This is a genomic window from Methanolobus vulcani, assembly GCF_006546655.1.
Taxonomy (GTDB): Archaea; Halobacteriota; Methanosarcinia; order Methanosarcinales; family Methanosarcinaceae; genus Methanolobus; species Methanolobus vulcani_A.
On sequence record NZ_VIAQ01000006.1, the window covers coordinates 210,062 to 236,350 of the forward strand.

18 protein-coding genes and 3 pseudogenes are annotated in these 26,289 nt (G+C 42.4%); 7 read left to right on the forward strand and 14 right to left on the reverse strand.

Features of this window, described 5'->3' with window-relative positions:
- Positions 1–119: 119 nt before the first annotated feature.
- Genes FKV42_RS01565 through FKV42_RS01585 form a run of 5 tightly spaced genes read left to right on the forward strand, consistent with a single transcriptional unit; the run spans position 120 to position 4,370 of the window.
- Complete coding sequence (locus tag FKV42_RS01565; RefSeq protein ID WP_196214008.1) at positions 120–1,070, forward strand: glycine betaine ABC transporter substrate-binding protein; 951 nt, start codon at positions 120–122, stop codon at positions 1,068–1,070.
- A gap of 44 nt (positions 1,071–1,114) precedes the next feature.
- Positions 1,115–2,242: an ABC transporter ATP-binding protein gene (locus FKV42_RS01570; protein ID WP_154808479.1), complete on the forward strand. Its 1,128-nt coding sequence runs from the start codon at positions 1,115–1,117 to the stop codon at positions 2,240–2,242.
- 24 nt (positions 2,243–2,266) lie between these two features.
- Complete coding sequence (locus tag FKV42_RS01575; protein ID WP_230375394.1) at positions 2,267–2,908, forward strand: ABC transporter permease; 642 nt, start codon at positions 2,267–2,269, stop codon at positions 2,906–2,908.
- A complete protein-coding gene (locus tag FKV42_RS01580) occupies positions 2,902–3,516 on the forward strand; it encodes an ABC transporter permease (RefSeq protein ID WP_154808480.1) in 615 nt (204 codons plus the stop codon). Before FKV42_RS01575 ends, FKV42_RS01580 begins: the two co-directional genes overlap by 7 nt.
- 59 nt (positions 3,517–3,575) lie before the next feature.
- Positions 3,576–4,370, forward strand: a complete 795-nt coding sequence (locus FKV42_RS01585) for a class I SAM-dependent methyltransferase (protein WP_154808481.1) — start codon at positions 3,576–3,578, stop codon at positions 4,368–4,370.
- A gap of 45 nt (positions 4,371–4,415) precedes the next feature.
- Here FKV42_RS01585 and argS read toward each other — a convergent pair whose 3' ends face one another.
- The 4 genes from argS to mtbA form a co-directional block, all read right to left on the reverse strand.
- Positions 4,416–6,119 carry an arginine--tRNA ligase gene (argS, locus tag FKV42_RS01590; RefSeq protein WP_154808482.1) on the reverse strand — a complete coding sequence of 568 codons (1,704 nt, stop codon included), beginning with the start codon at positions 6,117–6,119 and terminating at the stop codon, positions 4,416–4,418.
- 26 nt (positions 6,120–6,145) lie between these two features.
- Positions 6,146–7,390: a peptide chain release factor aRF-1 gene (prf1, locus tag FKV42_RS01595; protein WP_154808483.1), complete on the reverse strand. Its 1,245-nt coding sequence runs from the start codon at positions 7,388–7,390 to the stop codon at positions 6,146–6,148.
- A 189-nt stretch (positions 7,391–7,579) separates the two neighbouring features.
- Positions 7,580–8,542: a 4-demethylwyosine synthase TYW1 gene (gene twy1 / locus FKV42_RS01600; protein ID WP_154808484.1), complete on the reverse strand. Its 963-nt coding sequence runs from the start codon at positions 8,540–8,542 to the stop codon at positions 7,580–7,582.
- 177 nt (positions 8,543–8,719) lie between these two features.
- Positions 8,720–9,739 carry a methylcobamide:CoM methyltransferase MtbA gene (gene mtbA / locus FKV42_RS01605; protein ID WP_154808485.1) on the reverse strand — a complete coding sequence of 340 codons (1,020 nt, stop codon included), beginning with the start codon at positions 9,737–9,739 and terminating at the stop codon, positions 8,720–8,722.
- Positions 9,740–10,367: 628 nt separating this feature from the next.
- Between mtbA and FKV42_RS01610 the strand changes: the two genes are divergently transcribed.
- Positions 10,368–11,741, forward strand: coding sequence for a monomethylamine:corrinoid methyltransferase (locus FKV42_RS01610; protein WP_154808486.1), 1,374 nt, complete (start codon positions 10,368–10,370; stop codon positions 11,739–11,741).
- Between the two features lie 251 nt (positions 11,742–11,992).
- Here the strand turns inward: FKV42_RS01610 and FKV42_RS01615 are convergent.
- The 9 genes and pseudogenes from FKV42_RS01615 to mttB all read right to left on the reverse strand — a co-directional run bounded on the left by FKV42_RS01615 (position 11,993) and on the right by mttB (position 20,467).
- Positions 11,993–13,369: pseudogene (locus FKV42_RS01615) on the reverse strand (monomethylamine:corrinoid methyltransferase).
- 12 nt (positions 13,370–13,381) lie between these two features.
- Positions 13,382–14,038, reverse strand: a complete 657-nt coding sequence (locus FKV42_RS01620; protein ID WP_154808487.1) for a methyltransferase cognate corrinoid protein — start codon at positions 14,036–14,038, stop codon at positions 13,382–13,384.
- A gap of 106 nt (positions 14,039–14,144) precedes the next feature.
- A pseudogene (gene mtbB, locus FKV42_RS01625) lies at positions 14,145–15,548 on the reverse strand ([dimethylamine--corrinoid protein] Co-methyltransferase).
- Positions 15,549–15,561: 13 nt separating this feature from the next.
- Entirely contained in the window at positions 15,562–16,206 is a 645-nt protein-coding gene (gene mtbC, locus FKV42_RS01630) for a dimethylamine corrinoid protein MtbC (RefSeq protein ID WP_154808488.1), read from the reverse strand.
- A gap of 324 nt (positions 16,207–16,530) precedes the next feature.
- The gene (locus FKV42_RS13960) at positions 16,531–16,680 is read right to left on the reverse strand and encodes a hypothetical protein (RefSeq protein ID WP_023845250.1); all 150 of its coding nucleotides are present in this window, start codon (positions 16,678–16,680) and stop codon (positions 16,531–16,533) included.
- Between the two features lie 14 nt (positions 16,681–16,694).
- Positions 16,695–16,985 (reverse strand): hypothetical protein, encoded by a 291-nt coding sequence (locus tag FKV42_RS01635; RefSeq protein ID WP_154808489.1) that lies wholly within the window; start codon positions 16,983–16,985, stop codon positions 16,695–16,697.
- Between the two features lies 1 nt (position 16,986).
- Entirely contained in the window at positions 16,987–18,033 is a 1,047-nt protein-coding gene (locus tag FKV42_RS01640; protein ID WP_154808490.1) for a DMT family transporter, read from the reverse strand.
- A 279-nt stretch (positions 18,034–18,312) separates the two neighbouring features.
- On the reverse strand, positions 18,313–18,960 hold the full coding sequence (locus FKV42_RS01645; protein WP_154808491.1) for a cobalamin B12-binding domain-containing protein: 648 nt from the start codon (positions 18,958–18,960) through the stop codon (positions 18,313–18,315).
- A gap of 16 nt (positions 18,961–18,976) precedes the next feature.
- Positions 18,977–20,467, reverse strand: a pseudogene (mttB, locus tag FKV42_RS01650) ([trimethylamine--corrinoid protein] Co-methyltransferase).
- 616 nt (positions 20,468–21,083) lie between these two features.
- On the opposite strand from mttB, the gene FKV42_RS01655 reads away from it, so the two are divergent.
- Positions 21,084–23,018 (forward strand): hydantoinase/oxoprolinase N-terminal domain-containing protein, encoded by a 1,935-nt coding sequence (locus FKV42_RS01655; RefSeq protein WP_154808492.1) that lies wholly within the window; start codon positions 21,084–21,086, stop codon positions 23,016–23,018.
- Here FKV42_RS01655 and FKV42_RS01660 read toward each other — a convergent pair.
- Entirely contained in the window at positions 23,015–25,597 is a 2,583-nt protein-coding gene (locus FKV42_RS01660; protein WP_230375396.1) for a PAS domain-containing protein, read from the reverse strand. The genes FKV42_RS01655 and FKV42_RS01660 overlap by 4 nt on opposite strands.
- Positions 25,598–26,289: the final 692 nt, after the last annotated feature.

Here is a 26,289-nt window from a genome sequence, read left to right on the forward strand (position 1 = left end):
TGAAGTTTAACTCCTTGAAAATCAGTTACATTTATAAAAAATCCACTTCATCTTTCTTATTGGGAAGTCGTTATCGAATTACAATTACGGATAACAAGCGATTTTCGGGGTGTTAAACAGTGAAGAAGAAGATTTTGATACTTTTAGTTGTAATTATGGCTCTTTTTGTGGCCGGCTGCGCTGAAGAAACGAATGAAATGCAGGAAGACACGGGTATGGATGATGGAGGCGATTCCCAGATGGAAAAAGGCACCATTGTTATAGGCTCAAAACTTTTCCAGGAATCCTATATTCTTGCTCATATGACCGCTCTTGTCCTTGAAGATGCAGGATATGATACCGATGTCAAACAGGGACTTGGTGGCACTTTTGTTAATTACGAAGCCCTGAAGGCAGGCCAGATACACACATATGCCGAATATACCGGTACTGCTTACAGCCAGATACTCAGCCTTGAACAACTCGATGACTGGGACAGGCAGGTAGTTTACAACATGACCGAAGAAGGTCTCATGGAACAGGACAGAGTAATGATAGTAAGCAACCTTGGTTTTGAGGATGCATATGCCATAGCTGTTCAGGAAGACTGGGCTGCTGAGAACAATGTCACAAAGATAAGCGACCTTGAACCTTATGCAGCAGAAATGACAATCGGCACTGATCCTGAGTTTGCCACACGTGAAGATGGATTGCCACGTATAACTGAAGTATACGGCTTTGAATTCATGGACTATAAACAGGCTGTTGCTACTGTAATGTATGAAGCCATCAAAAGTGACGAGGTTAATGCAATCTCTGCTTACACCACAGATACAAGAAATGAAGTATTTGAACTTCGTGTTCTTGAAGATGATAAGAATGCACTGCCACCTTATGATGCAATCCTTATAGTAACAGAGGAATTTGCAGAAGAAAACCCTGATGCAATTGCTGCAATGCAGAAACTTGATGGTGCAATTGATACTGACACCATGAGACAGTTGAACTATCAGTTCGATATAGAACAAAAGGAACCAAGAGACATTGCTTATCAGTTCCTTGTCGATGAAGGAATTATTGAGGGAGAATAAATCCCTCACTTTTTAGGAATAATATCTAATCTCCGGGTATTGACATGCAAACACAAAGGCTGTTTGACAGAATTGATTCTATCCAGTTCAGGGGAATCACAAAGAAATATGGAGAAGGTTTTGCGGTAAAAGACCTTGATCTGGAAATTATAGGTGGAGAACTCCTGATTCTTATCGGACCCAGTGGTTCAGGGAAAACAACAACTCTGCGTATGATAAACCGCATGATAGAACAGGATGAAGGTTCGGTTACTATTAATGAGATTGATACAAAAAATGTCGATCCTGTGCGTCTTCGACGTAATATTGGTTATGTGATACAGAATATCGGCCTGTTTCCCCATATGACAATCGGGGAGAACATAGGGCTTGTTCCTAAACTTGAAAAACAAAGCAAAAACGATATTGAAGAAAGAGTGAAAACACTGCTTGAATTTGTATCACTTCCACCTGAAATGTTCATGAACCGCTATCCTAAACAACTTAGTGGCGGTCAGCAGCAGAGAGTCGGGCTTGCAAGGGCCATGGCTATGGACCCACCTCTTTTTTTGATGGACGAACCATTTGGTGCACTGGATCCCATATTAAGAAAACAGCTCCAGAAGGAATTCCTGAAAATAAAAAATGAGATCAACCGTACAATCGTTTTTGTGACCCATGATATTGAGGAAGCTCTTGTACTCGGTGACAGGATTGCCATTATGGACCAGGGAAAACTCGTACAGGTGGGACCTCCTGAAGAACTCATTTTTAATCCTGAAAATGAGCTTGTTGCTGATATCGTTGATAACCAGCGTAAATTTAAGCACATGGATACTCTTAAAGTGAAGGATTTGATGTCACCCTTTGAGGAGAAATATATTCTCGATTTGAAAACGCAAGCCTGTGATGCTGTTGATGAAATGACAAACAGGGACCTTGAAACTGCTTTTGTTTTTGATGGGGATGAACTTCTCGGACAGGTGGAGATTGTGGACCTTATGAAATGCAGGGACAGAGAAGAGAAACTGAGTGAACTTGCAAAACCCATCAAGTCATTCCAACCAACGGATTCGGTTGCATTTGCATTATCTGAGATGAAAAACAGTGGAAAATACCTTGCAATTGTTATGAATTCAAAAAAACCGGTTGGTATCCTTGTATCCGATGAGGTTTTGCTGAAACTTATCTGATGAAGTGAAAATGGGGAACAGGTTATGTTTTCAATACAGATTATAGCGGATGTCTGGGAAAGAAACCTGATGACAATGCGAACAATTGAGCATCTACATATGTTCAGCATAGCCCTGATACTGTCGATAATAATTGGAGTTTCCGTTGGTATTTTCATTTATATGAAACCAAAAACTGCAAATCCTGTACTCAATTTTCTGAATATTGTAGAAACGATACCAGACCTTGCACTAATCGTGCTTCTTCTGCCAATAGTTAAACTCGGAGCAGGACCCACCATTGCTGCATGTGTGCTCTATTCCATACTTCCGATTGCAAGAAATACCTACACTGGGCTGAAAAATGTGGATGAGCAATACACATATGTTGCACAGGCAATCGGACTCTCCCCAAAGGAAGCATTGCTGAAAGTGAGGATTCCAATGTCACTTCCCCTTATTGCAGGAGGAATAAGGATTGCACTGGTGTTCTGCATGGGTGTTGTAACTCTTGGAGGGCTTGTTGCAGCGGGAGGACTTGGAACTGTACTGCAGAACGGAATACAGCTTTACCAGAAGGATGCAATCCTTGTTGCGGGACTCTGGACCGGATTGCTTGCTGTTTTGCTTGATGCTTTTGCTGGTTTAATCGAGAAAAAACTCCATGAGAGGTATGGAACATGGTAGTTCTTGAAACTGTACTTGATGCAACATGGGAACACATTGTCCTTGTCTATACAACACTTTTTGTAAGTATAGCTGTCTCTATTCCACTTGCTTTTGGAGCATTGTACAGTAAAAAACTCGAATTCATTATCATGAAGTTTGCAAACCTTGTTCAGGCAGTTCCAAGCTTTGCTGTAGTTGCAATCATGGTTCCTTTCCTTGGAATCGGTTTTACACCTGCGCTTGTTGCAATAATGTTGCGTGCTCTGCTTCCAATAATCAAAAATACATATATCGGTCTTAGCAATGTTGATCCTGCATTGATCGACTATGCAGAAGGAGTGGGACTTAGCCAGTGGCAGATACACAGACACATAAGACTTCCAAATGCATATCCTGCAATGTTTGCAGGAATTAAGTTTGCAGGAATATTAGCCAACAGCATTGCTGTACTCACTGCTTTTATCGGCAGTGGTGGTCTTGGTGAGATTATATTCCAGGGACTTATAGGATACAATACAAGCACTCTACTTGCAGGTGCAATACCTGCTATTATGCTTGCAATTCTGATAGATGTATCTTTCACAATGCTTGAAAAAAAAGTGACTCCTGAGTATTCCAGTGAATAAAAACAGACAAGAAGCAATACTTTTAATCTTTCGTTGCGTTAGAGCAAAAAGACAGAAAAATGAGCCTGAAGGATGAGCTTAAGGGAAAAATTCCTGAAAAGGAACTTGAAAAACTGCCCAAACATTTCGATATTATAGGGGACATTGCTGTTGTATCTATCCCTGAAGAACTGACAAATTACAAAAATGAGATAGCCAGTGCCATTATGGGAAGGATGCAGAATATCAAAAATGTGCTTAACAAAGTCTCAAAACTTGAAGGCAACAAAAGAGTTGCGGATTTTGAGATTATTGCAGGAAACAGCACTGAAACCATACACAAAGAGTTCGGGTTCTCTTATAAAATTGACCTCAGACAATCTTTTTTCAACGGCAGGCTCTCTTACGAGAGAAAACGAGTGGCATCCCTTGTGAAAGCAGGAGAAAAAGTACTCGTTCCTTTCAGCGGAGTCGGACCATTTGCAATACCTGCAGCAGCAGCTGCAGCCAGCCTTGTTGCAGTGGAAATGAACAGTGCTGCATGCAAATCATTTACAAAGAACTGCAAACTCAATAAACTTGAAGATAAAATCCATATTATTAATGCTGACGCCAACAGCATACCAAATCTACTAAAAACTGAGTTTGACAGGGCAATAATCCCTACACCCTATGGTATGGATCATTTTCTTGAAACAATTTCTCCGCTGGTAAAAGAGGGAGGATTTATCCATTTCTATACCTTCAAACCGAAAGAAGTTATTCCAGAACTCATTGAGAGATATGAAGGTATGGGATTTGAAGTTCTGTTCCATCGAAGGTGTGGCAATGTTGCTCCGGGGATAAGTAGATGGGTATTTGATCTTAAAAAATGAGATTTGGTTTTTAAAAAAGAAAATGGATGAGAAAGACTCACTTTCTCACATTGATTCCGGTGCACCGATACCAAGAGTATCAAGAGCATTTGCAAGAACTATCTTTGCACAGTTTACAAGAGCCAGCCTGCTTGCTCTAATGTCATCCTCCTCAGCACTTACAACAGGCACGAACCTGTAGAACTGATTGAAGGCGTCTGCAAGTTCCCTGGCATAGATTGCTATTGTGTGTGGTTTTAAGTCCCTTGCACAGATATTGATTATACTGTCAAAGGATGCCATCTTCTTGATCAGGTCAACCTCGGTATCCTCGGTGAGAAGTGATGGATCAATTTCCTCTGCAGGGTTCCACTTGCCTTCCTCTTCTGCTTTCTTGAGTATATTGCATGCCCTTGCATGTGAATACTGAATGAAAGGTGCTCCCTGTTTCTCGAAATCAAGGGCTTCTTCCCAGTTGAAAACTGTGGATTTTTCAGGGGATACTTTCACAATATCGTACCTGACAGCACCGATTCCAACCATGCTGGCAACCTCTTTTTTAAACTCATCGTCCATTTCAGGCCTGCGTTTATCGACCTCAGCATAAGCACGCTCCTCTATCTGATCAAGCAGGTCATCGGCTGAGATGAACTTTCCTCGGCGGGTGCTCATGGAACCTTCTGGAAGTGATACGAACTCGAAAATTACAATTTCAGGCTCTTTCTTGCCTATTGCGTTGAGAGTTGCTTTAAGCTGTCCAGATATGAGTTTGTGGTCTGCACCCAGAACATCGATCATACGGTCTGCACGCTCGCCTTTCCACTCATGGTAGGCAAGGTCACGTGTTGTATAAAGAGAGGTTCCATCAGTACGCTGGATGACAAGAGTCTTTTCAAAACCGTAATCTGCAAGGTCTACTACAAGAGCACCGTTGTCATCTGAAGTTCTTCCTGTTGCTTTGATCTCCTCAACAATTCTGGAAACCGCACCGGAACGGATAAAACCTGATTCATGAGGGAAATTGTCATGGCTGACATTCATTCTCAAAAGAGTCTGCTTGATACCTGTTACTGCAAATTCAACAGCTTCAGCAAAGCTCTTTATGGTTTCCTCATCACCACTTTCAACAAGCTGCATGCGTTTGTCAATTTCTGCAACCTTGTCTGGTTCTTCGTTGAGGATAACATTTGCCTTGATGTAAACATCTGCTATTGCATGGTCTGGCTTTTTTGATGTGTCGAACTCAAAGAGTGAAAGAGCCCATGAAACAATAGCAATCTGGCGGCCCATATCATTGACATAGTACTGGGTCTCAACTTCATAGCCTGCTTTCTTGAGTATTCTGACAAGTGTGTCGCCGATTATGGAATTGCGTATGTGGCCTACGTGAAGAGGACCGTTGGGGTTAGCAGAAGTGTGCTCAAGAAGGATCTTTCCTTCACAGAAATTACCGCCGAAGTTTTCTTTTTCTTCAAGGATGGTTTTTACGGTATTGTCAACGTAATTGCGGCCTGCATCAATATTGATGTATGGACCAACTGTTTTGATATCACCTATCAGGGAACCTTCAGGTAATTCAATTGCAGCAACTATTTTGTCAGCAAGCTCTTTTGGATTGCACTTTGCCTGTGCAGCCAGCCTGAAAGCTACCTTTGAAGCAATATCAGCATGCTGTGATGGCTCAAGCCCAAGATCATCTGTCTCATATCCAAGGGACTTCAGAGCATTGTCAAGAGCCTCTGTAACCTGTCTTTCAAATTCTAGGAACAAAAATAACACCTACATTAATTATTAGATCAGACACCGGTACTGAATCTCAGAATGGCTACTATTCCACCAAATGCATTCAGAAGCTGGGAACCTTCGTCAAAGTCGGTTGATATGAACTCCACCTGTGTTGCCATCTGGTCAGCAAGTTCTGAAAGTTCATCTACGATGTCCACTCTTTCTATCATTTCTACGTTTGAACCGCATACAGGACAGGGGATAGCGGAATTGTCTTCCTCACCAGGTTTGAAATTACGTGTAATTCCACCCTCATAGTCTCCGTTGGGACATTTTAGAGTGAGTCTCTCAGCCCTGAGACCTTCTGAGATCATAAGGATCTCTACTGCACCGATATTCAGGTTCTCACGGACCTGAGCTTCTCCGTATGCAGCCTTGCCGGAATCGGAAACAAGTTCTGCAAAGAAACGCTGCATGAGCTTTTTCTCAACCATAAGGTCAAGGTCTGAAAGTCTTTCACTGGCAGCATTCACCAGTTCAGAAAGACCGGATTCATCGGTGTATGCAACATCAAAAAGACCAAGTACCTTTTTCTGGATCTCATGATGCAGGAACTCTCCTGACTCAAATTCTTCCTTTGTGGGAGAAGGACCTCCGATAAGGACACCTTCGAAGTCCTTGTGATCAATTGTCAGGAAAACATCACTGGCAGCATCACCTATTCGCTTGTAGAAATCGTGAATTGCAATAAGCCTGAGCTGCTGGAACCTGTGAGCACTCTGACCTCCTTTTCTCTGTTTTCCCGGAACAGTAGATGTCAGGTTTCTGTGAGCTTCTATGCGCTTTCCTACAAGAAGACCGACTGTTGCTTCTCTTCTGTCAAGAACCAGAAGACCGTATGTCTTTGCATCCTTAAGCATTTCCTCAAGCGGTTCAAGGAAGAATGCGGAATCACAGTGATATCTGTATGTGACTATTGGCTGGGGAGGTTCGACTATACGTGTTTCCATGTTGGTTTTGTTAGCACCGATATCCACAGCACCTGTGAAGAAAACAATACCGTTCTCAGGAACTTCCACATATCTGAGCCTTGAAAGCAGGGATTCCAGTGCACCCTGCACGTTGTCACGTGTAACTTTGGACTTGATGTTAGCAGCCTGTCCGTGCTCGGTCCTGAGCTGGGATGTGACATCAGATATTTGCTTTGTGGGGGGGATATACAAAGAGATAAGTTCGGTACCACGTCCTTTTTTGGTACGTAGCTCCTCTAATGATTTTTTAAATTCATATTTTGAATGAGCAGATTGTTCTGACATTGTGTGAATACTCCATTTAAGTAAAGTGATTATCTATATCTTCGATTATTTTGGTTGCTTATCTATGCCGTTGCTATAAATATAAGTTGTGACACAGACAGTAATAGTAACTATTTCCGGTATGATGAGACATACAATAGTAGAATGCTTTAAACATGGCCCAGGCTCCTATAGAAAAAATGTATTTTGTCAAAGAAGATGTGTAACTGAACCATCTTTTGACAGTAAAACGACCCTGCTGACCTCAACATCATCAGCTACTTTGTAACCAAGATGCTGTGCTAATTTTTCTGAAAATTGCATTACCTCATCATGTGAAGGCATTGCTTCACGTGGTAATCTCTTACGTGAAAAACCAAGATGCATATAGGCTTTGACCTCAATGTAATCAGGTTCTGCTATTTTTATGAGTTTTGCATAACCTTGCGGGTCAAACATATTGACGCCTTTTACAAGTGTAATACGTATAACAGTTCTTGTTTCCTTTTCCCTGAGTATCTCCAGGGATTTGAGAATGTTGTCCCAGAGAGCAGGAGATTTCGGCTGGCAGACCTTTTCGTAGGTTTCCCTGTCAGGAGCATCAAGGCTCATGTATAACTGGGCAGGGTTTATCTTTGCCATCATTTCAGGAACAGTACCGTTGCTCACAACGAAAGTGGTAAAATCCTGTGCCTTGAACTCATCGACTAGCTCGTCAAGATAAGGGAAAAGAGTAGGCTCTCCTGAGAGAGAGATGGCAACATGCTTTGGATCGTTGCCCTCTTTCCAGCGTTCAAGGGGTGCAGAACCTCCAAAACCTGATATGAGCTTTCTCTGGGATTCTATTGAAGACCCCACTATTTCCACTGGAGAGTCCCATCCAACAGGCATGGGAACGTCTACTTCCGTAGGTCTCCAGCAGTGCAGACACTTCTGGTTACACATAAGGGTTGGGGTCATCTGAAGACAGCGATGAGATGTAATACCATAGAATACGGATTTGTAGCATTCGCCTTCATCTTTTATTGACCTGCGAAGCCACATGCATGTCTTGACAGCACTATGCCTGCCTGCAAGACTGTAGCCCTGTTTTTTTAACAGGCTCTTAAAATCTGTGATTCCCGATTCGTCATCGCTGGAATCTTTATTTTTGTTCTTTCTTCTGCGAGACATCTCTGGGTCTAGTATAAGTTCAGTATATATAAACCTGTGGAAAAGAAGGATTTTATCAGAGAATCCGGAAAAATCCAAAGAGAAGGGGTAGCAGACACCGGCCCAGAAATGTTAAAATGGGCCGGTGCTACGGAGGGGGAAACAAGGTGTTAGCTCATTTCAACTAAAACTACACATCTAGTACTTGTGGCTCTTTGCCACTTCAATCATCGCCTGGAGATTGACTGTTGGCGTCTTGCTTACAGTACCGCATCCCGGTGCAAGCAGACCGATTCCTGCATCTACCACTTTCTGTGACTGTTCCTTTATTGCTTCAGGAGTCTGGTTCCAGAGCATGTTAACAGGGTCGAGGTTTCCGACGATAACAGCATTCTTTACATTTCCTACAGCTGTTGCAGCATCCACATTCTGGTCAACGCTTATACCGTCTACACCACAGGTTTCCATGAGTGAGAGACCCAGAGTAGTGTCACCACACACGTGAAGGACTACAGGTACATTGAGTTCATGCATTGCATCGCAGATCTTCTTGTGGTAAGGTACGACAAATTTCTCGTAGAATTCATTACCAATAAGCTGAGCACTTGCGGTTGGATCGATGATGACCATTGTGTCGGCACCGTTCTCTACCATCTTCTTTGCATAAGCAACGTTGAATTCTGTTGTGAACTCCATGAGTGCAAGACCGAATTCCTCATTTGTCATGATAGCCATGAACCATTCGTCACCATTGATGTGCTGAGCAAGGGAGAAAGGACCGATCATACTACCCATGATAGGGAGTTCGTCTCCATACTTGTCTGCAAGGATTTTAATTGCATCACATACGACATTTATCCTGCCATTGCTAAGATCATAGCCTTTAAGATTTTCGATATCTTCCATTGTCTTTACAACATGACCAATTACTGATGGCTGCTGTTCCTGTGTACCGTCCTTGATCTCACAGCCGAAGAACTCAGCTTCTGCAGTGATGTCAAAAGGAACACGTACTGCTTCAAATCCAACTACTGTGTGACCTGCTTCTGCAAGTGTTGCCATTTTTTCGGCATCGTAGTTTGCCTCAGGCCAGAAGGCTCCGCAGGCTTCCATCTGCTCAACTGTACCTGTCTGGGTAACACAGACAGCAGGCATCCTGTCAACTGGCTGGCCAGTGAGTACACGGGATAATCTTTCTTTCGGGGTATATTCTGCCATAAATTAATCTCCGTATTGTGATTATTTCCAAATTCGCCTCATACACATATATATTTTTCTATTGCCGGTCGGTAAGAATATATAGTAGAATAAGGGAGAAATGACTGGAAAGAGATAAATAGTAGATTAATAGCCTTTTTAAGGATCAATATAGATAAAGAATATCAATAATAAATAACGCTTGTTAATATTGTTTTTTGGAACAGATGAATTTGTCGACCACTTACCAAAAAGGCTATTACATCCATTAGAAGTTTAGGTGATCCCTAAATTCAGGTCTTTTTTTAACCGGACGTATTCAGCATAAAATATAAGTAATAGTTATTAAAAACGGGCAAGTTAAAAGTAAAAAACAACACATAAAAATACCCCATATAAGAAGAAATAATTGAATCGTTTTGTTTACTGCAATATTGCCGCATATAATATTTACTGAAATATTCGTCATAAATTCATTAAACTATCGAATAAATCAGATTCAATTGGCATAATATCTAGTTGTAAGCCGTTATATCTCCATAAAACATACAAAAATATAAGTAATAGAACCAATTCTTATTTATAACAATAAAAAAAGATTTTCAAAAACTGTATTACTGATAACCTATTCTTTTGAAGGAGATTCGTCATGCAAAACATCTACAAGTACCTCAAATATGCCATTGGAGGGGAAAAACGTACAGAAAGAGAACATGACATCAAGGTATTCAAAAAATCAGAAGAACTGGCTCTTAAATACGGAATAGAATATGATCCCAAAATTTTTGTTCCAGATGACCTTGAAATGGCAGATGCTGCCTTTGAAGCAGGAATTGAACTCCTGCATTCGGTAGGAATATTCTGCAGAAGCACCCAACGTATCATCGACATAGACGAAGAGGACATCCTCAAAGCACTCAATATAACAAATCCCCTTGAGATTGGCAGACTCAAAGAAAAAGTGGTTGTTCCGCAGCGTTATCCCATGGTGTCTTTCCCGCCTACAATCATCGGCGGACCTATGGGAGGAAGTGTATCTGAGGAGAACTTCCTTTACATAAACCTGAGTTCTGTTCAGGAAAATGTTGTTCAGGGAATTTACAGCGGTGCCATGAAACAGTTTGGAGGAGAATACATCCATCCAAAAAGCCCACTTGAGATGCTGGCAGTCCTGAAAGCAGCCCGAAATGAAAGGCTTGCAACAAAAATAGCTGGCAGGGAAGGACTTGCCCTTATGGGACCAAGCACCCCAACACTTACTACATCATCTTTACTTGTTTCATCAGATGAACTCTATTCAAGTGCCGATCCACAGGAAGTATACATGGACGACCTGAAGGTAGATTATGAAATACTTTCAAAATGTATCTATCATCAGGAGCATGGCAACCACTATATATCTGGTCAGGTACCTGTCTTCGGTGGACCATGTATAGGCTCTCCGGAAGGGCTTGCAATAATAGATGTTGCTGAAACACTGCAATCCAAAGTTCTGGCACACTCCAGCATACATGCATCCGGCGCGGTGCACGCCGATACAGGATCATCCTCTGCCGGGGAGATAATGTGGGCATCCAACCTGTCATCACTTGCTATTTCCAGAAACATGAACTACTACACAGCAAGATATTACTGGAATTCAGCCGGAATCTGCACTGATATGATGTTCTACGAAACTGCCGCACAGGCAATTGGTGATACTGTTTGCGGAAGGAATATGCTTCTTGGACCAACCGGTCGCCTTGGAAGCGTCCCTGACCATTCCTCTGGCCTTGAATCCAGATTTATGGGAGAAATGGCACAGATGGCAACACACCTGACACTTTCAGAAGCTAACACCCTTGTAGCTAAAATATATGCTAAATATGCTGACCGTCTCAAGTCTCCTCCGGAAGGAAAGCCATTTGAAAAATGCTACAACATCCGTTCTGAATACGATATGGAACCCACCGAGGAATACCTGGCACTCTACAGGAAGATCTCTTATGAGATTATGGGTGATATTCCAGGGGAACCTGTTTAAGTAAAAGGTAATTTAATTCTAATCTGCTAAACAATAGATTTGTACAAAATCATTCATATTTATTTATGATATGACATGAGAAAATGTACATTTACTCTTTTTTAAGATTGACTTCAAAACAAGTGATTACTCTGGTATATAATACCAAACAAAATAATTCTATCAAAAAAAGTTGGGTGAGCCAGCGATTAAAAAATCACTGGCCACGTTAGGGAAGTGATAAACTACGTTATCACAGGGATTCATTCATCTTAAAAAGTAAGTCCGAACTCTTCAAGCTTCTTGCGTGCGCCGTCGTAGACCTTCATATACTCGTCAGTTGGTGTTACGGTAGCAATGTCGTAACATTCCTGGAAGGTCTTACCTTCTGGTGCATTTGCATAGTTACCTTCGTAAGAGCTTACAAGAAGGTCAAGAACCTTGTTGACATCATCAATGTTCATTCCTGCTGTTGCCCTTGCGACTTCTCCCATCATTCTTGCTTCCATACCGGTTGTCTTGTCCTGGACAACACCCTTTGCAGCTGCTACACCGGAGAGGATCTCACGGCCGGATGCTGTGTCAGTGATAGACTGAGCGGATGCTTCCAAAAGACACATCTCGGTACATGGACCTGCACATGGGTAGTACTGGTTACCGGAGATAATGTTTGTAAACTCGGAGATAGTCGCACATGTCCATCCTGCGATCATGAGGGTTTCCCTGGTGTTGGTTGATCCCCAGCGGATGTGGACCGGACCGTCAAGGTGCCAGCTTGCATTGCTCATTACGAATGCATTGATGTGGGTTGCGATATCTACGATAGCGGTTTCTTCTATGCCTCCGGCATAGCCACCAAAGATAGGCATCTGCTCATCCATGATGATGTCACTGTTACCCTGATAGTGTGCCATCACACTGATAGCATCAAGGTCGATCTTAAGCTCATTGAGCTGAGATACCTCGTGACTGTCACTGCAGACCTGGCCACCGACGCAGTCTGAAGCGATATTTCCCTGAGCGGACAGGGAAGTCTCTGGTCCCTATATGCCCATGCCTGGCCTTCCGGCCATTGCTGCTGCGGTCTTGATGAGCCTGGTTTCGGTCTTTGCTGCAAGGACCTCGTATGGACTCTTTGGAATTGGTGGCTTGCCACGGACTGTCATCATGACACCGTTGACAATTGTGTCGACTTCCTTCTCAAGAGCATAGCTCATGTGAACTGGCATAAACATGTCTTCGGAAATAGGGGAACCTGTTGGACCACCCTGTACTATTGGCTTTCTCTTGTCGCCAACGTTTCTCTTCTGGACCCTTACAGCGTCCCTGCCGGTACCCAGTGTGAATTCCTTCTGGACGTTGTTAAGAGCATCCCAGATCTCAGCTTCTGTGTACTTTACTACACGGCTGGTGTCTGTACAGAAGATACCACAGTCAAGGAGCATCTCAAAACCTGCCTTAAAGAGGTTCTCCATCATGTCCTTGTCAGTTGGTACAAACTCGTTCTTGAAATCAAGGTTGTATTTCTGTTTGAGTTCCATTGCCTTCATTGGGATTGTCATAAGGTCCCAGTCATCCTGGGTCATCTTCTCTCCCTTCTTTGCCCTCTCATAGAACTCAAAACAATCAAGTGATCTTGCAAATGTCATTATTATACCTCTTTACTGCATAAGGCTGAGTGCAACTCTTGCTGCATCTGCTGCGTTTTCTGCGGTTGCGTCTGCTCCTATTTCTGCGATCCATGCGTCAGATACTGGTGCTCCACCAAACATGATCTTAACAGAGTCTCTAAGGCCCTCTTCTGCAAGCATGGATACGGTGTCCTTCTGGCCGAGCATTGAGGTTGTCATGAGTGCTGAACCGACGAGCAGGAGTTTCTTGCCTTTGTTCTTTGCAACTTCTTCTGAGATCTTGTCGTTTGGTACGTCTACACCCATATCAACGATCTTGAAACCATTTGCTTCAAGCATGGTTGTTACAAGGCGGTGACCGATATCGTGAATGTCTCCTTCCTGCACGTAGGTGATAGCAAGACCTACACCTTCGTCATCTGCACCTTTTTCTTCTGCAAGAATAGGTACAAGAATTTCCATTGCTGCATTCATTGCCTTTGCAGACATCATGATCTGTGGGAGATAGACCTCTGCTGCTTCAAACTTGTCTCCAATGATCTTCATACCTACTGAAAGACCGTCATTAATGATCTCAACTGCTGTCATACCTGCATCCAGAGCTTCCTGAGTTGCTTCGGCACAGCCATTAATGTTCTGAGTGACAATTGTGTCCCTGAGTTTGTCTAACATTTCCTGATTTGACATATATTAGCCTCCAAAATCTATTTCTGTTTTTTATTTTGTGAAAGATGGTAATCAAAAGAAAATGAGTTCCACTAACAGCAGAACTCATATCAAATTACCAAAATACTTACTTCAACTGTCCCCTGAATTTTTCACAGCTGTTGATCTTAAGATCGAGAAGCTTCTCGATGTTCATCTTAGCTGCAATTCCCTTTGGAGCACCTGCTACTGAAGTGATAACCCCTATACCAAGTTCTTCTCTCAGTTCTCTCATTACATACTCGTCACTGAGGTCATCTGTGGTTACGTCAAGTTTCTTTGCAACGTAATCCTTTGCTTCTCCAATTCTCATTCCCTTTGCTAATTCCATTCTTGCAACAAGGTCACCGGCAGCTCTGATTCCGCTCATTCCGGAGGTCATTATGTGGGAGATCGGCATACCCATCGGGTCGCCGACCCCTATCTATATACCATCCACGCCGGCAATTTCGACCATCGCCTTGCTGGCTCTTGATACAGCATCAATTGTAGGAGTTTCAAGCATTGGAATACCGCCGACACCCATTCCCATGTTTACATGACATGGTATTGGTGAAGCCTTAACAGCTGCCTTGATGAATGTAACAGCTCTTCCAAGGTTCCATGCTGCACTCTTGCTGGTATTTGTGTTACATACAGGTCCAAAAACATTTGCTCCTGCCTTTGCAACAAGTGGGGCCTGCTCATGTGGCCAGAGACCTGCAAGGGTTGTGCCATCGTACTCAAGCTCACCGTGCATTCCAAGCATAAGTTCTCCTGCCATACCTGCTTCAATGTAGATATCAGGGAACTGCTTTCTCAGTGCTTCGATTGCGTGGAGTGATGCATACATGTCACCGTCACCTGCAGCACCGACAGTATCGAAGTTGACACCGTCGGAACCTGATGCCATCATCCTCTGCATGATCCATACAATATCCCTTGTGAGATGTTCTGCAGAGTGTTCCATGGACTGTCTTGCCTCCTCGATCTTGAATGCTTTCATGAGGTCACCAGGGTTCTCAAATGGACCATCTGGTGTGTAGTAAAGTCCCATGTTTGGCATTGCACCGTAGAGCATTGGAACGATCATGTTCTGCTGGCAGATTTCCATTGTCTGCATTTCCTGTGCGATTACAGGTTTTGCTGGTTTGTAACTGTAGTCAATGTGACCAAGTTCCATTGTGTCAGCACCGAATGCTCTCTCGTGCATCATTGCACCGACAAGTCTGCTGGATGGAATTCCTACACCACTGTTACCCTGGTCACCATCTATCCTGATAGTACCGATATCATGAGTTACAGGAACTTCCTTGCCCTGCTCGACACCAACCATCCTTGAAGGCATGGTGATAATGTCTACGAGCTTGTCGAGTTCATCTTCACTAAGGTCTGGAATGCTTCCAAGATCTGCTGCATCTGCCATACCTTCCTTAAGGTCAGCAACGATCTGCTCCTTTGTCATGAAAATGCGCTTTCCGTCACCCATTCTCAATTTATATTCTGTTGCCATGATTACACCTCGCTTAAAGCAGGAGTTCCTTTGCCTTTACAACGGCTTCACTTGCATTCTCTGCATAGCAGTCTGCACCGATCTTCTCAGCCCATGCCTGGGTTGCAGGAGCACCGCCGACCATGACCTTTACGTTATCTCTCATGCCATTTTCTTTGAGCATCTCAATGACATCTTTCTGACCCTGGAGGGTGGTTGTCATAAGTGCTGAGAGACCGACCATGTCTGCGTTTGTCTCTTTAATCTTGTCAATGAAATTCTGGAGTGGAACATCTCTTCCGATGTCGTGAACTTCAAAGCCAGCTGACTGGAGCATGGTTGATACAATTGCCTTTCCGATGTCGTGTACGTCACCTTCAACGGTACCATTGACAATCACACCGAGTTTCTTGGTGACAGCATCTTTTGGCATGTCTGCTTCAAGGAGCTTGACACCTTCTTCCATTGCGCCTGCTGCCATCATTACGTGAGGAAGGAATAACTTTCCTCTTTCAAAAAGAACACCTACTTCGTTCATTCCTGCTGCAAGACCCTTCTCTATGATCTCGGGTGCAGGGATACCTTCGCTTCTTGCTTTCTCTACAGCTGCTGTGACGACATCCTTCTTGCATGTGACTACAGCGTCTGCGAGTTCTTTGAACATTTCTTCATTGCTCATTAGTACACCTCATTATTTTGTTATTGATTTCGATAATTTTACTATAGTTTGGTTTGAATTGGGGTATAACCTGAAGGTAAAGCTGCATACTACAACGATAGATATATATGTTGTCTTGGAATACCATATATAAATGTTACTCATGCATTCCCATGGTATCAAGTATATATATTTTTCCATTATATTTGTTCGCAGAACCTCCAGATTAAAGACTAAATAGATATAACAGAAGCAGATCCATTACATTCATGACCATGGGATAACAGCCAGTAACTTCACTGCATCTGTCTACTCAACTAACTCAAAGATTTTTCAAGTTCCTCCTCAGAACTGTGAAACGAATGTTCTTGCTTGCCAGAGTGCCACTAATGCTACTATAAGGATGGCAACCATCCACAAAACATCAGCAGCAGGCAGGGGCGAATTCACCCAGTAAGCATTGTAAGCTTCCATTGCAGCTTGTGTTTGTACCATTTTCTTTTCACTCCTTATACATACATCAAACAGGCATCTGCAGCCCTTACTTTTCCAAAGTCGGTCAATTCATACTTGTGAAGAAGGAAACCTTTCTTATAAACACCTTCTTCATCGACCTTTACTTCGACATCTTTCAACATTCCGCCTGATGCGAGTTCAATGATATCGAAATTAATGGAATCCCTATGGAAGCCACCTTTAAGGCCATACTCTTTCTGTATCTGGGACACGATCTCGTAGTTCCATTTACCACCGTTGCACAGCTCAAGTATTCTGAATTTTATAGGGCGATTTCCTGCCATTTCAGTCACCTCTCAAAGATTCCATTTCACCAGTGTCTTCAGAGAACATGATTGAACTGCCTCCAAGACAGAGTGCACCTCCCAGAAGGATAGTCCATGAAGGAACATCTCCGAAGAAGAGGAAGATGAATATTACAGCGAACAGACCGTACAGGTTACCGATACCCTGGCCCCTTCCAACACCAATAAGCGGGAAGGACTTATACCATGTAACGTAACAGAAACCAAAAGTAATACCTGCAAATACCAGTACTAGAAGAGTGAGTGGTTCGAATGCCATGAATGCATACTTGAACATTGGGAAACCAATAATTGCCAGTATAGGAACTATAATAATCCACCAGATAATGTTCTCACCGAGGAACCTCAGTGTCAGACCAACATCAGGTTCTGCAATATCAAGACCCTTTCCTGCGATTGCACCTTCTATACCCCAACCGGCTGCTGCCATGAGACCACCAAGGTAGCCAATCCATGCAACGTTTCCGCTTCCAAGTTCAGTAAGCAGTCCACCACCGAATATGGTGATACCACCTGCAATAATGAAAGCAATACCAAGATAAGCTCTCTTTGAGATCTTCTCACCATACCATTTCTGGGCAAGAATAGAACCTATAACAGGATACATAAGTGCTGCAACCGCTGCAAAGGCACCTCCAACGAAACCCATTGCGATAAAAGAACCCAAGATGGCCATTGGACCACCGAAAATAGATGCCAGGAAGAACCATTTTGAACAGGGATGGAATTCCTTCACTGTTCTCTTCATTTCACCGAACTTGCCAAGAACACCATTCCAGACAGTAAGAGCTAGAATAACTGTTAATGCATTAAATGCTGTGATCAGCACGGCAACTATAACCAGTGCCATACCATCGCCGCTTCCTGCAGCAATCTCACCGTACATCTCATCGAATGGATTCAATACCCATACAGTTGTACCGGGAATATACCACATACCCCAGAGAACTGCGCAGAAGAAAGCCCACATATAACCATACTTAACTCTCTTCTGGTGTTCTTGCTTTTTTAAAGCTTTTAAATCCAAAGTCAATACCTCCAATTTCAAACCTTCATGAACATAATGGCCATTTTATGACCTATTGATATTCCGGAAATTTCCGGAAAATGCTCAAAAAAGATAGAAAACAGACAGCCCCGATCAAGCTGGCAGTCCTCATCTTCTTTTGAGGGTGCTAAACGGAAAAGTGATATTCCGATAGCACCAATTAAAGGAAGACAATAAGCTCAAAAATTGTCTTCCGGTTGAGAGGACGTATCTCAGGATGCATCCTCACAACTTATCTTCTCTAAATGTCCCTTCGTCTTAGAAGAGTGCATTCAGTTTTGTTACAACGTCAGTTGCATTTTCGCCGTAGATGTCTGCTCCGATCTTTGTTGCCCAGTCCTGTGTTACAGGTGCACCGCCAACCATTGTCTTGACAGAATCGCGAACTCCTGCTTCTTTGAGTTGTTCTTCGACCTGTATCTGGCTAACCATGGTGGTGGTCATAAGAGCAGATGAACCAACTACATCAGCATTGTTTGCTTTCACAGCTTCTACATACTTGCTGATTGCAACGTCTCTTCCAAGGTCTACAACCTTGAAACCTGCGATCTTAAGCATGGTTGCAACAATGTCCTTACCAATTGAGTGAATATCTCCCTCGATGGTACCGATGACAACTGTTCCCTTGCTTGCTGTTTCTGCACCCTTTGCTTCAAGAGCTGGTGTAAGTACAGCCACTCCTGCACTCATTGCTTCTGATGCTGCAATGACGTGTGGAAGGAAGACAGTACCTGCTTCAAACTGGTCACCAACTTCGTTCATACCTGCTGTGAAACCGTCCTGGATAAGATCTACTGGATCTACATCTGCATCAAGACCTTCCTGAGCTGCTTCTGCTGCTGCATCCTCGTCAAAGTCTAATATTGCTGCTTTTGCTTTTGCAATAATTTCTTCTTTTGTTACCATTTCTAAACCTCCTGTTTTACATGCTGGCTCTGAATGCCTTGTCAGCATTCTCTACAACTGCCTTCATATCCTTAAGAAGGTCAGCGTCTATTGGATCAACTTCGTGGTTCTTCATGATGTCAACGACTTTTTCATGAGCAACCGTTGCGATGTCCTTTGAACCTGCCATTTCCCAGTCTCCGAACATGAGCCTGTCAATGATCATTGGACTGGATGGGAGGTTGATGTTCTGCCTTGTTGTCTTGTGTGCAAGGAAGTTGTTTCCAATACCAACCTGGTCAATGGATTCAACTGCCATGGTCTCCTCGGTTACAGGGATTCCCTGCATTGCCTTCTTTGTCATGGAGATAATGTCATTATCAAGAACGAGTTGTTCGAGTGAGAATGTCATACCGAGCTCAAGCATACCTGCACCGTAAAGGGTGTTTGCACCAGCCAATGCGGGGAAAAGAGTAGTCATTGTCTTCTCATGGCCAGCCTGGCCATCAGGTATCTTGGCATCTGCCTACGATCCTGCTACAAATGTAGGAAGACCATAGTACTGACCGAGTTTTGCAACAGCTGCACTGATAAGACCAAGTTCTGGGGAACCTACAGGAGCAGTACCCTTCTTAAGATCGAATGTTGTGGTGGAGCTACCATACCATACCGGTGCGCCTGGCTTGACAAGCTGTGCGAGTACGATACCGGAAAGTACCTCTGCGTTGTGTGTAACGAGTGTACCAGCAAGGTGTACTGGTGATGATCCTCCTGCCATTGCCATACTGAGTACGTTTACAGGTGTTCCGAACCTTGCACCCTTTATGATGACCTGACATGCGTTGACACTAAGCTCAAGTGGGCTTGTTGGACAGAGCAGTGTTGAGAAAATTGGCTTCTTGCGTGCTTCCTCATCGTCGCCACCATAGTATGCTGTTGCGATCTGCTGGTAGTAGTCTACGTTCTCGCCTACAGGATCGATGTGGTGGAAGTGCTTTGTTGTGTTCATCAGAGGTGTCAGGGTCTCGTGTACGTCCTGTGCACCCTTTCCTGCCCAGTCCCTTGCGGAAACTGCAAGTGAATAGTAGTTGATGTTCTCTGCCCAGTCACAGATCTTTGCTGTGTCTGCAAGATCCTGTTCTGTTGAGTCAACGGTTACGTACTTGCCAGGTGCCTGATAGTTGCACATCTTGACACCAGTACCGAAACAGGTCCAGTGTACTTTTCCTTTGTGTTCCTGCTTGACATTGTTCTTCTTGTCACGTCCCCAGAGGACAAACTTGGATGGGCAGTCACGAAGTGCTCTGTTTACTACGAACTCAGGTATCCTGACTACCTGTGTTTTCTCGTCGACTAAACAGCCACCTTCTTTAAAGATAGCCCTTGCTTCAGCATCTGATACCTGGATACCAGTGTTGATGAAGACATCCATTGTAGCGTAGTGAAGAGCTCTGAGATCATCTTCTGAAAAGAGTTCCAGAGTTACACCGTCTAATGGATTTCTACCTGGGAAATATTGATTTACCATTTCTTAACCTCCAATTTAAATTATGTATCTGGAATACCTCCAAGATATTCCGAAGGATTGAACCTGCTTTGTAGCAGTATGTTCCTGTTTGATAGGTAGAATACACTAGTATATAAGCTTTTCTTGATAATCTAGTATTTATATTTTACTATTGCACGGATATAATATGCAGTATAAAAAAATAACCCTTGATAAAAAGCAGACAAAAATACAAAAACAAGCTACTGCAAGTGGATAGATAACTATTCACGAAATTTAGGCATTTTGCTTAAAATTGGAAGGATCCTTTCTATTATATGAACTTTCCTATTCATACTGTTTTTGATCTCATATTTAAGTATTTCTTTTTTGGACATATTTCGCTGGAAATTACCTGAAATCTAACAAGAAAAATCCATAAATTCTCATGGTGACTGACTCACGTGAGTTTTCTGATTGAAAGAAATACTATATAAACATTCCCTATGGCCGAGATTGCCAAGTAAAGATGCCAACTAGAATTACGGCAGTTGATATTGATTTTATAGTTAACAGCGTTAAGTTATGATGCATAAAATATATATACTATAATATTGGAATTTCCACACAAATAACATAAAAATAAGGAGTTCACAACATGAGTTACAGTCTTGGAATAGATGCAGGAGGAACATATACAGATGCAGTTCTTCTTAATGATGAAAATGAAACTATAATTGAGTCAAGTAAATCACTTACAAGTTACCCCGATCCACTTGAAGGAATCCGCGGAGCTATTGAAGGACTCGATCCGGATAGGCTCAAGGAAGTGAAAGTTGTTTCAGTATCAACTACCCTTTCAACCAACAGCATTCTTGAAGGAACCGGGTCACCTGTGGCGCTTATACTCATCGGCAACTTCGACATCAAAGAAGAACTTCCAACTAATCACTATTTACAGGTCAAAGGGGGACACGACCACAATGGAATTGAGACAAATCCTCTTGATACCGAATCAATAAAAGAATTTGTCCTGAAGGTCAAAGATAAGGTATCAGCATTTGCAATCTCATCCTACTTCAGCGTCAGGAATCACGACCATGAACTCTGTGCCAAGGACATAATTACAGAACTCACAGGCCTTCCTGCAATTTGCAGCTATGAACTCTCACAGGACCTTGGTGCATTTGAAAGAGCGGTTACAGCATTCTTAAATGCACAATTGATACCCGTAACTGAAAGATTCATGACTACTGTTGAAGCTGAAATCAAGTCAAGAGGAATCGATGCCAAGGTATTCATGCTTAAATGTGATGGCTCTGTTATTGGAATACAAAGTGCCCTGAAAAAACCAATTGAATCCATCTTTTCAGGCCCTGCCGGAAGTCTCGTAGGAGCTTCCTTCCTGGCAAAAAGTGAATCATGCGCAGTTATTGATGTTGGAGGTACCAGCACCGATATCTCAGTTATCTACGATGGCGTGCCTGAAATGAGCGATGCAGGTGCTGTTGTAGGCGGATGGAAGACAAGAGTAAAAGCCATAAAAATGGAAACTTCAGCCATGGGAGGAGATAGCCACGTCTGGGTCAGGGGTAAAGATATCAATATTGGCCCAAGGAGAGTTATTCCCCTATGCAGGGCTGCTGTACTCTACCCTGATTTCCTTGAACAGCTCAAAGCAAATCCCATGCCATCAAAAATGAGACTCGGAATCAATTACCAGCCAACTAAATTCTACCTCAGGACTGATTACGAAGCAATAGATGCAAGTCCGGAAGAGAAAGAAGTCCTTGAAGCCGTTAAAAAAGAACCAACATCAACAACAGAGATCTTCAACCGTACCAAGAAATTCCCTGCAAGTAAGGTATTTGACAGCCTGATCCAGAAAAGACTATTGCAACCCATCGGATTTACACTAACCGATGCACTTCATGTGCTTGGAGAGTACACAGAAAGAAACGTGGAAGCTGCTAACGTGGGTGCTGACATGCTCGGTTCTATTGTTGATATGGACAGGCATGAGTTTGCCAGATATATCAAGAGAGAATTTGCAAAGAATATGTCATGTGACCTTGTTTCTTTCTTCCTTGATGGAGTTGAGAAATCTGAGATCAGGAAAATATTTGATATCCAGTCACCTGCAAAATTCAAGATAGAGGTTCCTGTTGTACTGATAGGAGGACCTGTGAGTGCTTTCGTGAATGAAATGCAGGAAATATTGGATGCTGAGATAATCCTTCCTGAATATTCTAATGTTGGAAATGCTGCCGGTGCACTTGCTGCAAAAGGAATCAGAAGATTTGAAGTACTCATAAGACCCGCATCAATGGCAGCTCCTGACTGGGAATTCCTTGTATTTTCAGAGCACGGAAGAAGCAACTTCTATGAGTATCAGGAAGCTCTGGACTATGCAGTTAATCTTGGAGAAAGTACTGTGTTAAGTTACATGAAAGATGCAGGACTTGATTCCAATCACATTAAAATAGATGTCAAAAAAGAAGAAGTGATTCCCCAGGGCTGGAAGACCCCAATGCAAACTAAACTCGTTATCCTGGGCGTTGGAAACAGGAATACAGACCAGGATTGCTGTTAAGCTCCTGGCTCTTTTATAGGGGAAGAAATTGATATGAGGACATCCTGTCCTCCCCAATCCCCTATTGTGAATTTTGATTTTACAGGGACCAGTGTGCCTTCCTTACTTATCAATGGTATCTCGGAAGTAGAGGACTTACCTGCCATGATTTCATCAAGAGTTGAAAGTACATCGTCTTCCCAGCCTTCAGGATAAAGCATAAGGAAATCTTTCATTTCAAGGTCTTTAACAGTATATTTTAGCTTATCGATGAGAGAAGAATTCACATGTAGTATGCTTCCCTGCAGGTCCATGATAAAAACCATATCGTTAAGCACATCAAGAAGGGAATTCATATTATTCTTGCTTTTCTGCAATCCTGAATCCTTTTTCATCCTAGAGATAACTATTCCAACCTGATTTGCAATGGTTTCTATAAGGTTCCTTGAGCTGGCCGGAACCTCAAGTTCTGAGTGAGAGCCAAGTACCATAGCTGCAACCATTTCTTTATTGTGCTTAATAGGGATGAAAGCCATTGCCTGCAATCCTTCATAGTTAAGATTGGTAGCAGGAAGTATCATATTGATCTCAGTAAAGTATTTGTAAACCGGGAAACCTGTGGAAAACATGCGGGCCATAAGCGTGTTTGATTTAAAATTGGAAAGCGAGTTGACAAAATTTTCCGATAGACCTCGATAAGATACCGCATCAAACTCACCGGTAAGCTTATCCACCACATACATAATACCTGAATCAATTGATTTAGCTTCAAGTGTAAAATCAAGAAGCTTATCAAATGTATCTTCAAGGCTGCCGGTGTCACCAAGAACATTATCCAGATCACACTCCACGCGCATGAAATTATTAGCCTGTTTGCGTTCTGTTATATCAACAATGATACCCTGCAGGTAATCTACCATTCCTCCCTGGTCATAATGGAGCATGGTCCTTTCATCAACCCACCTGACATCACCTGATTTGGTTAGAATCCTGTATTCCTGACTGAAATCCGAGAAACCATCTCGAGAAGCCCTGTCAACTTCATCCCTGACCCTCTGGAGATCAGAAGGATGAATGATATCTCCGTAGATTACCTTGCCTGATATGAAATCATTAACAGTATAACCAAACTGCTCGATATTATCTGATACGAACTCTACAGGCCAGTCCTGCTCCGGCTTCCACAAAAAGACAATGGCAGGACTTGAGCTCATGATGGATTCTAACACCCTGCGCATCCTTAATGCGTCATAAAGTATCTCAGTAGTCTGCTTGTGCTGTACGAGCTTCCACATTCCTTCCATCAGAAGGGTGAGTTGCCTGGCATCAGATTCATCATAATCGCTTTTTTTATTGGCTACACCCGCAACAGCAACTATCTGATCATTATCAAATACAGGAATGGTTATATGACGAAGCATTTTCTCTTTCGCTCCGGGATATATGTCATCCATAGGCTCCGTTTCACAATCCCTGTTTACAATAACAGCCTGACGTTCCCGTATAGCTTCGCCCCAGAAACCTGCTGAGCGAACCGGATGTACGAATGGTTCATCCAAAGAATAATCATAGTCGTTTGGCCAGTGATATGTTTCAAGAACATTCTGATCCTCGTTGAAGAACTCAAGGTAGCCAATCTTACTATTAGTAAGCTTCACCGCTTTTTCGATAGCATATTCCGCAATTTCGTTCATCGGGGAATCCTGCATCTGGTAGAGTTTCAGAAGGGCTTCAAGACGCATCTCATTCAGGTTTATGATCTCCTGAGCTTTTTTACTAAGTTCAACATCTTCCATGATACCGATACCACCAATAAGTGAACCGTCATCATCGAGTATCGGAGTAAAACTTGCCTTTACAATGAGTTTTTTTCCGCTTATAGCAGAGAAGTATTCACCTTCATAATAACCAGGATTACCCAAGAAAACAACATCTACCGCACTTTTCAGATTTTCATCATTAAGTGATGAAAGCACACTGAAACCTGTTATGTCCTTAACAGGCGCTCCTATAATATCTGAAAATGCTTTGTTACAATGTGTGATGATACCATTCTCATCAAAATAAATGATGCCAACAGGTGAACTTTCAAAGATTATCTGATACTTTTTTCCAGTTTCCAGCAACCGACGCTCGGTTTCCTCAAGCTCGGTGTTGTCGATGATTATACCCTGGAAATGAGTTATCTCACCATTTTCATCTCTCTTAATGAAAGACCTTTCAGTTATCCAACGAACGTCACCATCTTTGGTGAGCACACGATAATTAAGAGAAAAATATGAAGTGTTCTTTTTTTCGGAGTGCTTCTTTACTTCTAAATGGATTCTGTCAAGATCGTCAGGATGAACTATATCCCCATAGAGCAGTTTTCCTGAAAGGAATTCCTCCGGGGAATAACTAAGACGTGTTATATTACCTGAGACTGATTCTACAGGCCACTCACCCTCTGCTTTCCATAAGAAAGAGATGACAGGACTGCTGTTGTAAACAGCTTCCAGTTTTTTATCAATAAGGATGGAGGCAGGAAGGTTTTCATTCCTGGCCACGGTTTTTCCTGGTCTGTTAGTTGAAATGTTCATCACTCCTGAACTTGCATTCATACTTTTTTAGGTGATAGTTTTTAAGTTTATAATCTCATCTAAATCCAAAACAATGGATTTATTGCAATCGCCTTTATTTGAGAGTGGAGAGTATTATTCTACTATATAGAATTATCGGCTATATGTCTGGATACATGACTTATAAAAGTTACGATAGTAAATCTAAAATACAGTTTTTAAGCACCCATGTATATAAAGGGCAGAAGAAAATATCCCTTATAGTAGGATTTTAGAAAAGTAATCCATAGCAAAATATAAATAGTAAATATTTCGGGTTAATTTCTCTATAAAGAAAGAATATCCATGTCGCAACACACTATTGAAAAAGAACCATGGATATTATTCAGATTAAACATTAATTTACATCAAAACGGGGTCTTTTACTATATATAACTTACTGATACTACATGTTTCATGATTTTGCCCTGAAAAAACAAAAAAACAGAATCTAAAGCCAGAATAATATGCAAAAAGTAAAAACATATTGCCCACCATACACCAATAAATATATATAGTAAATAGACCATATAGAGATTTAGAGATAAAACAACTCGCCTTGATTTAATTGGGTCTATATCACGGCAGGAATCTCAGAGGAAATTCCACTACCTCCTTCAATTGCTCCTCTGTTTTTCTCCACAAAAACAGAGAGCAAGAATTTCCTTCAATTTGATTTGTTTTTTGAGGTTAAA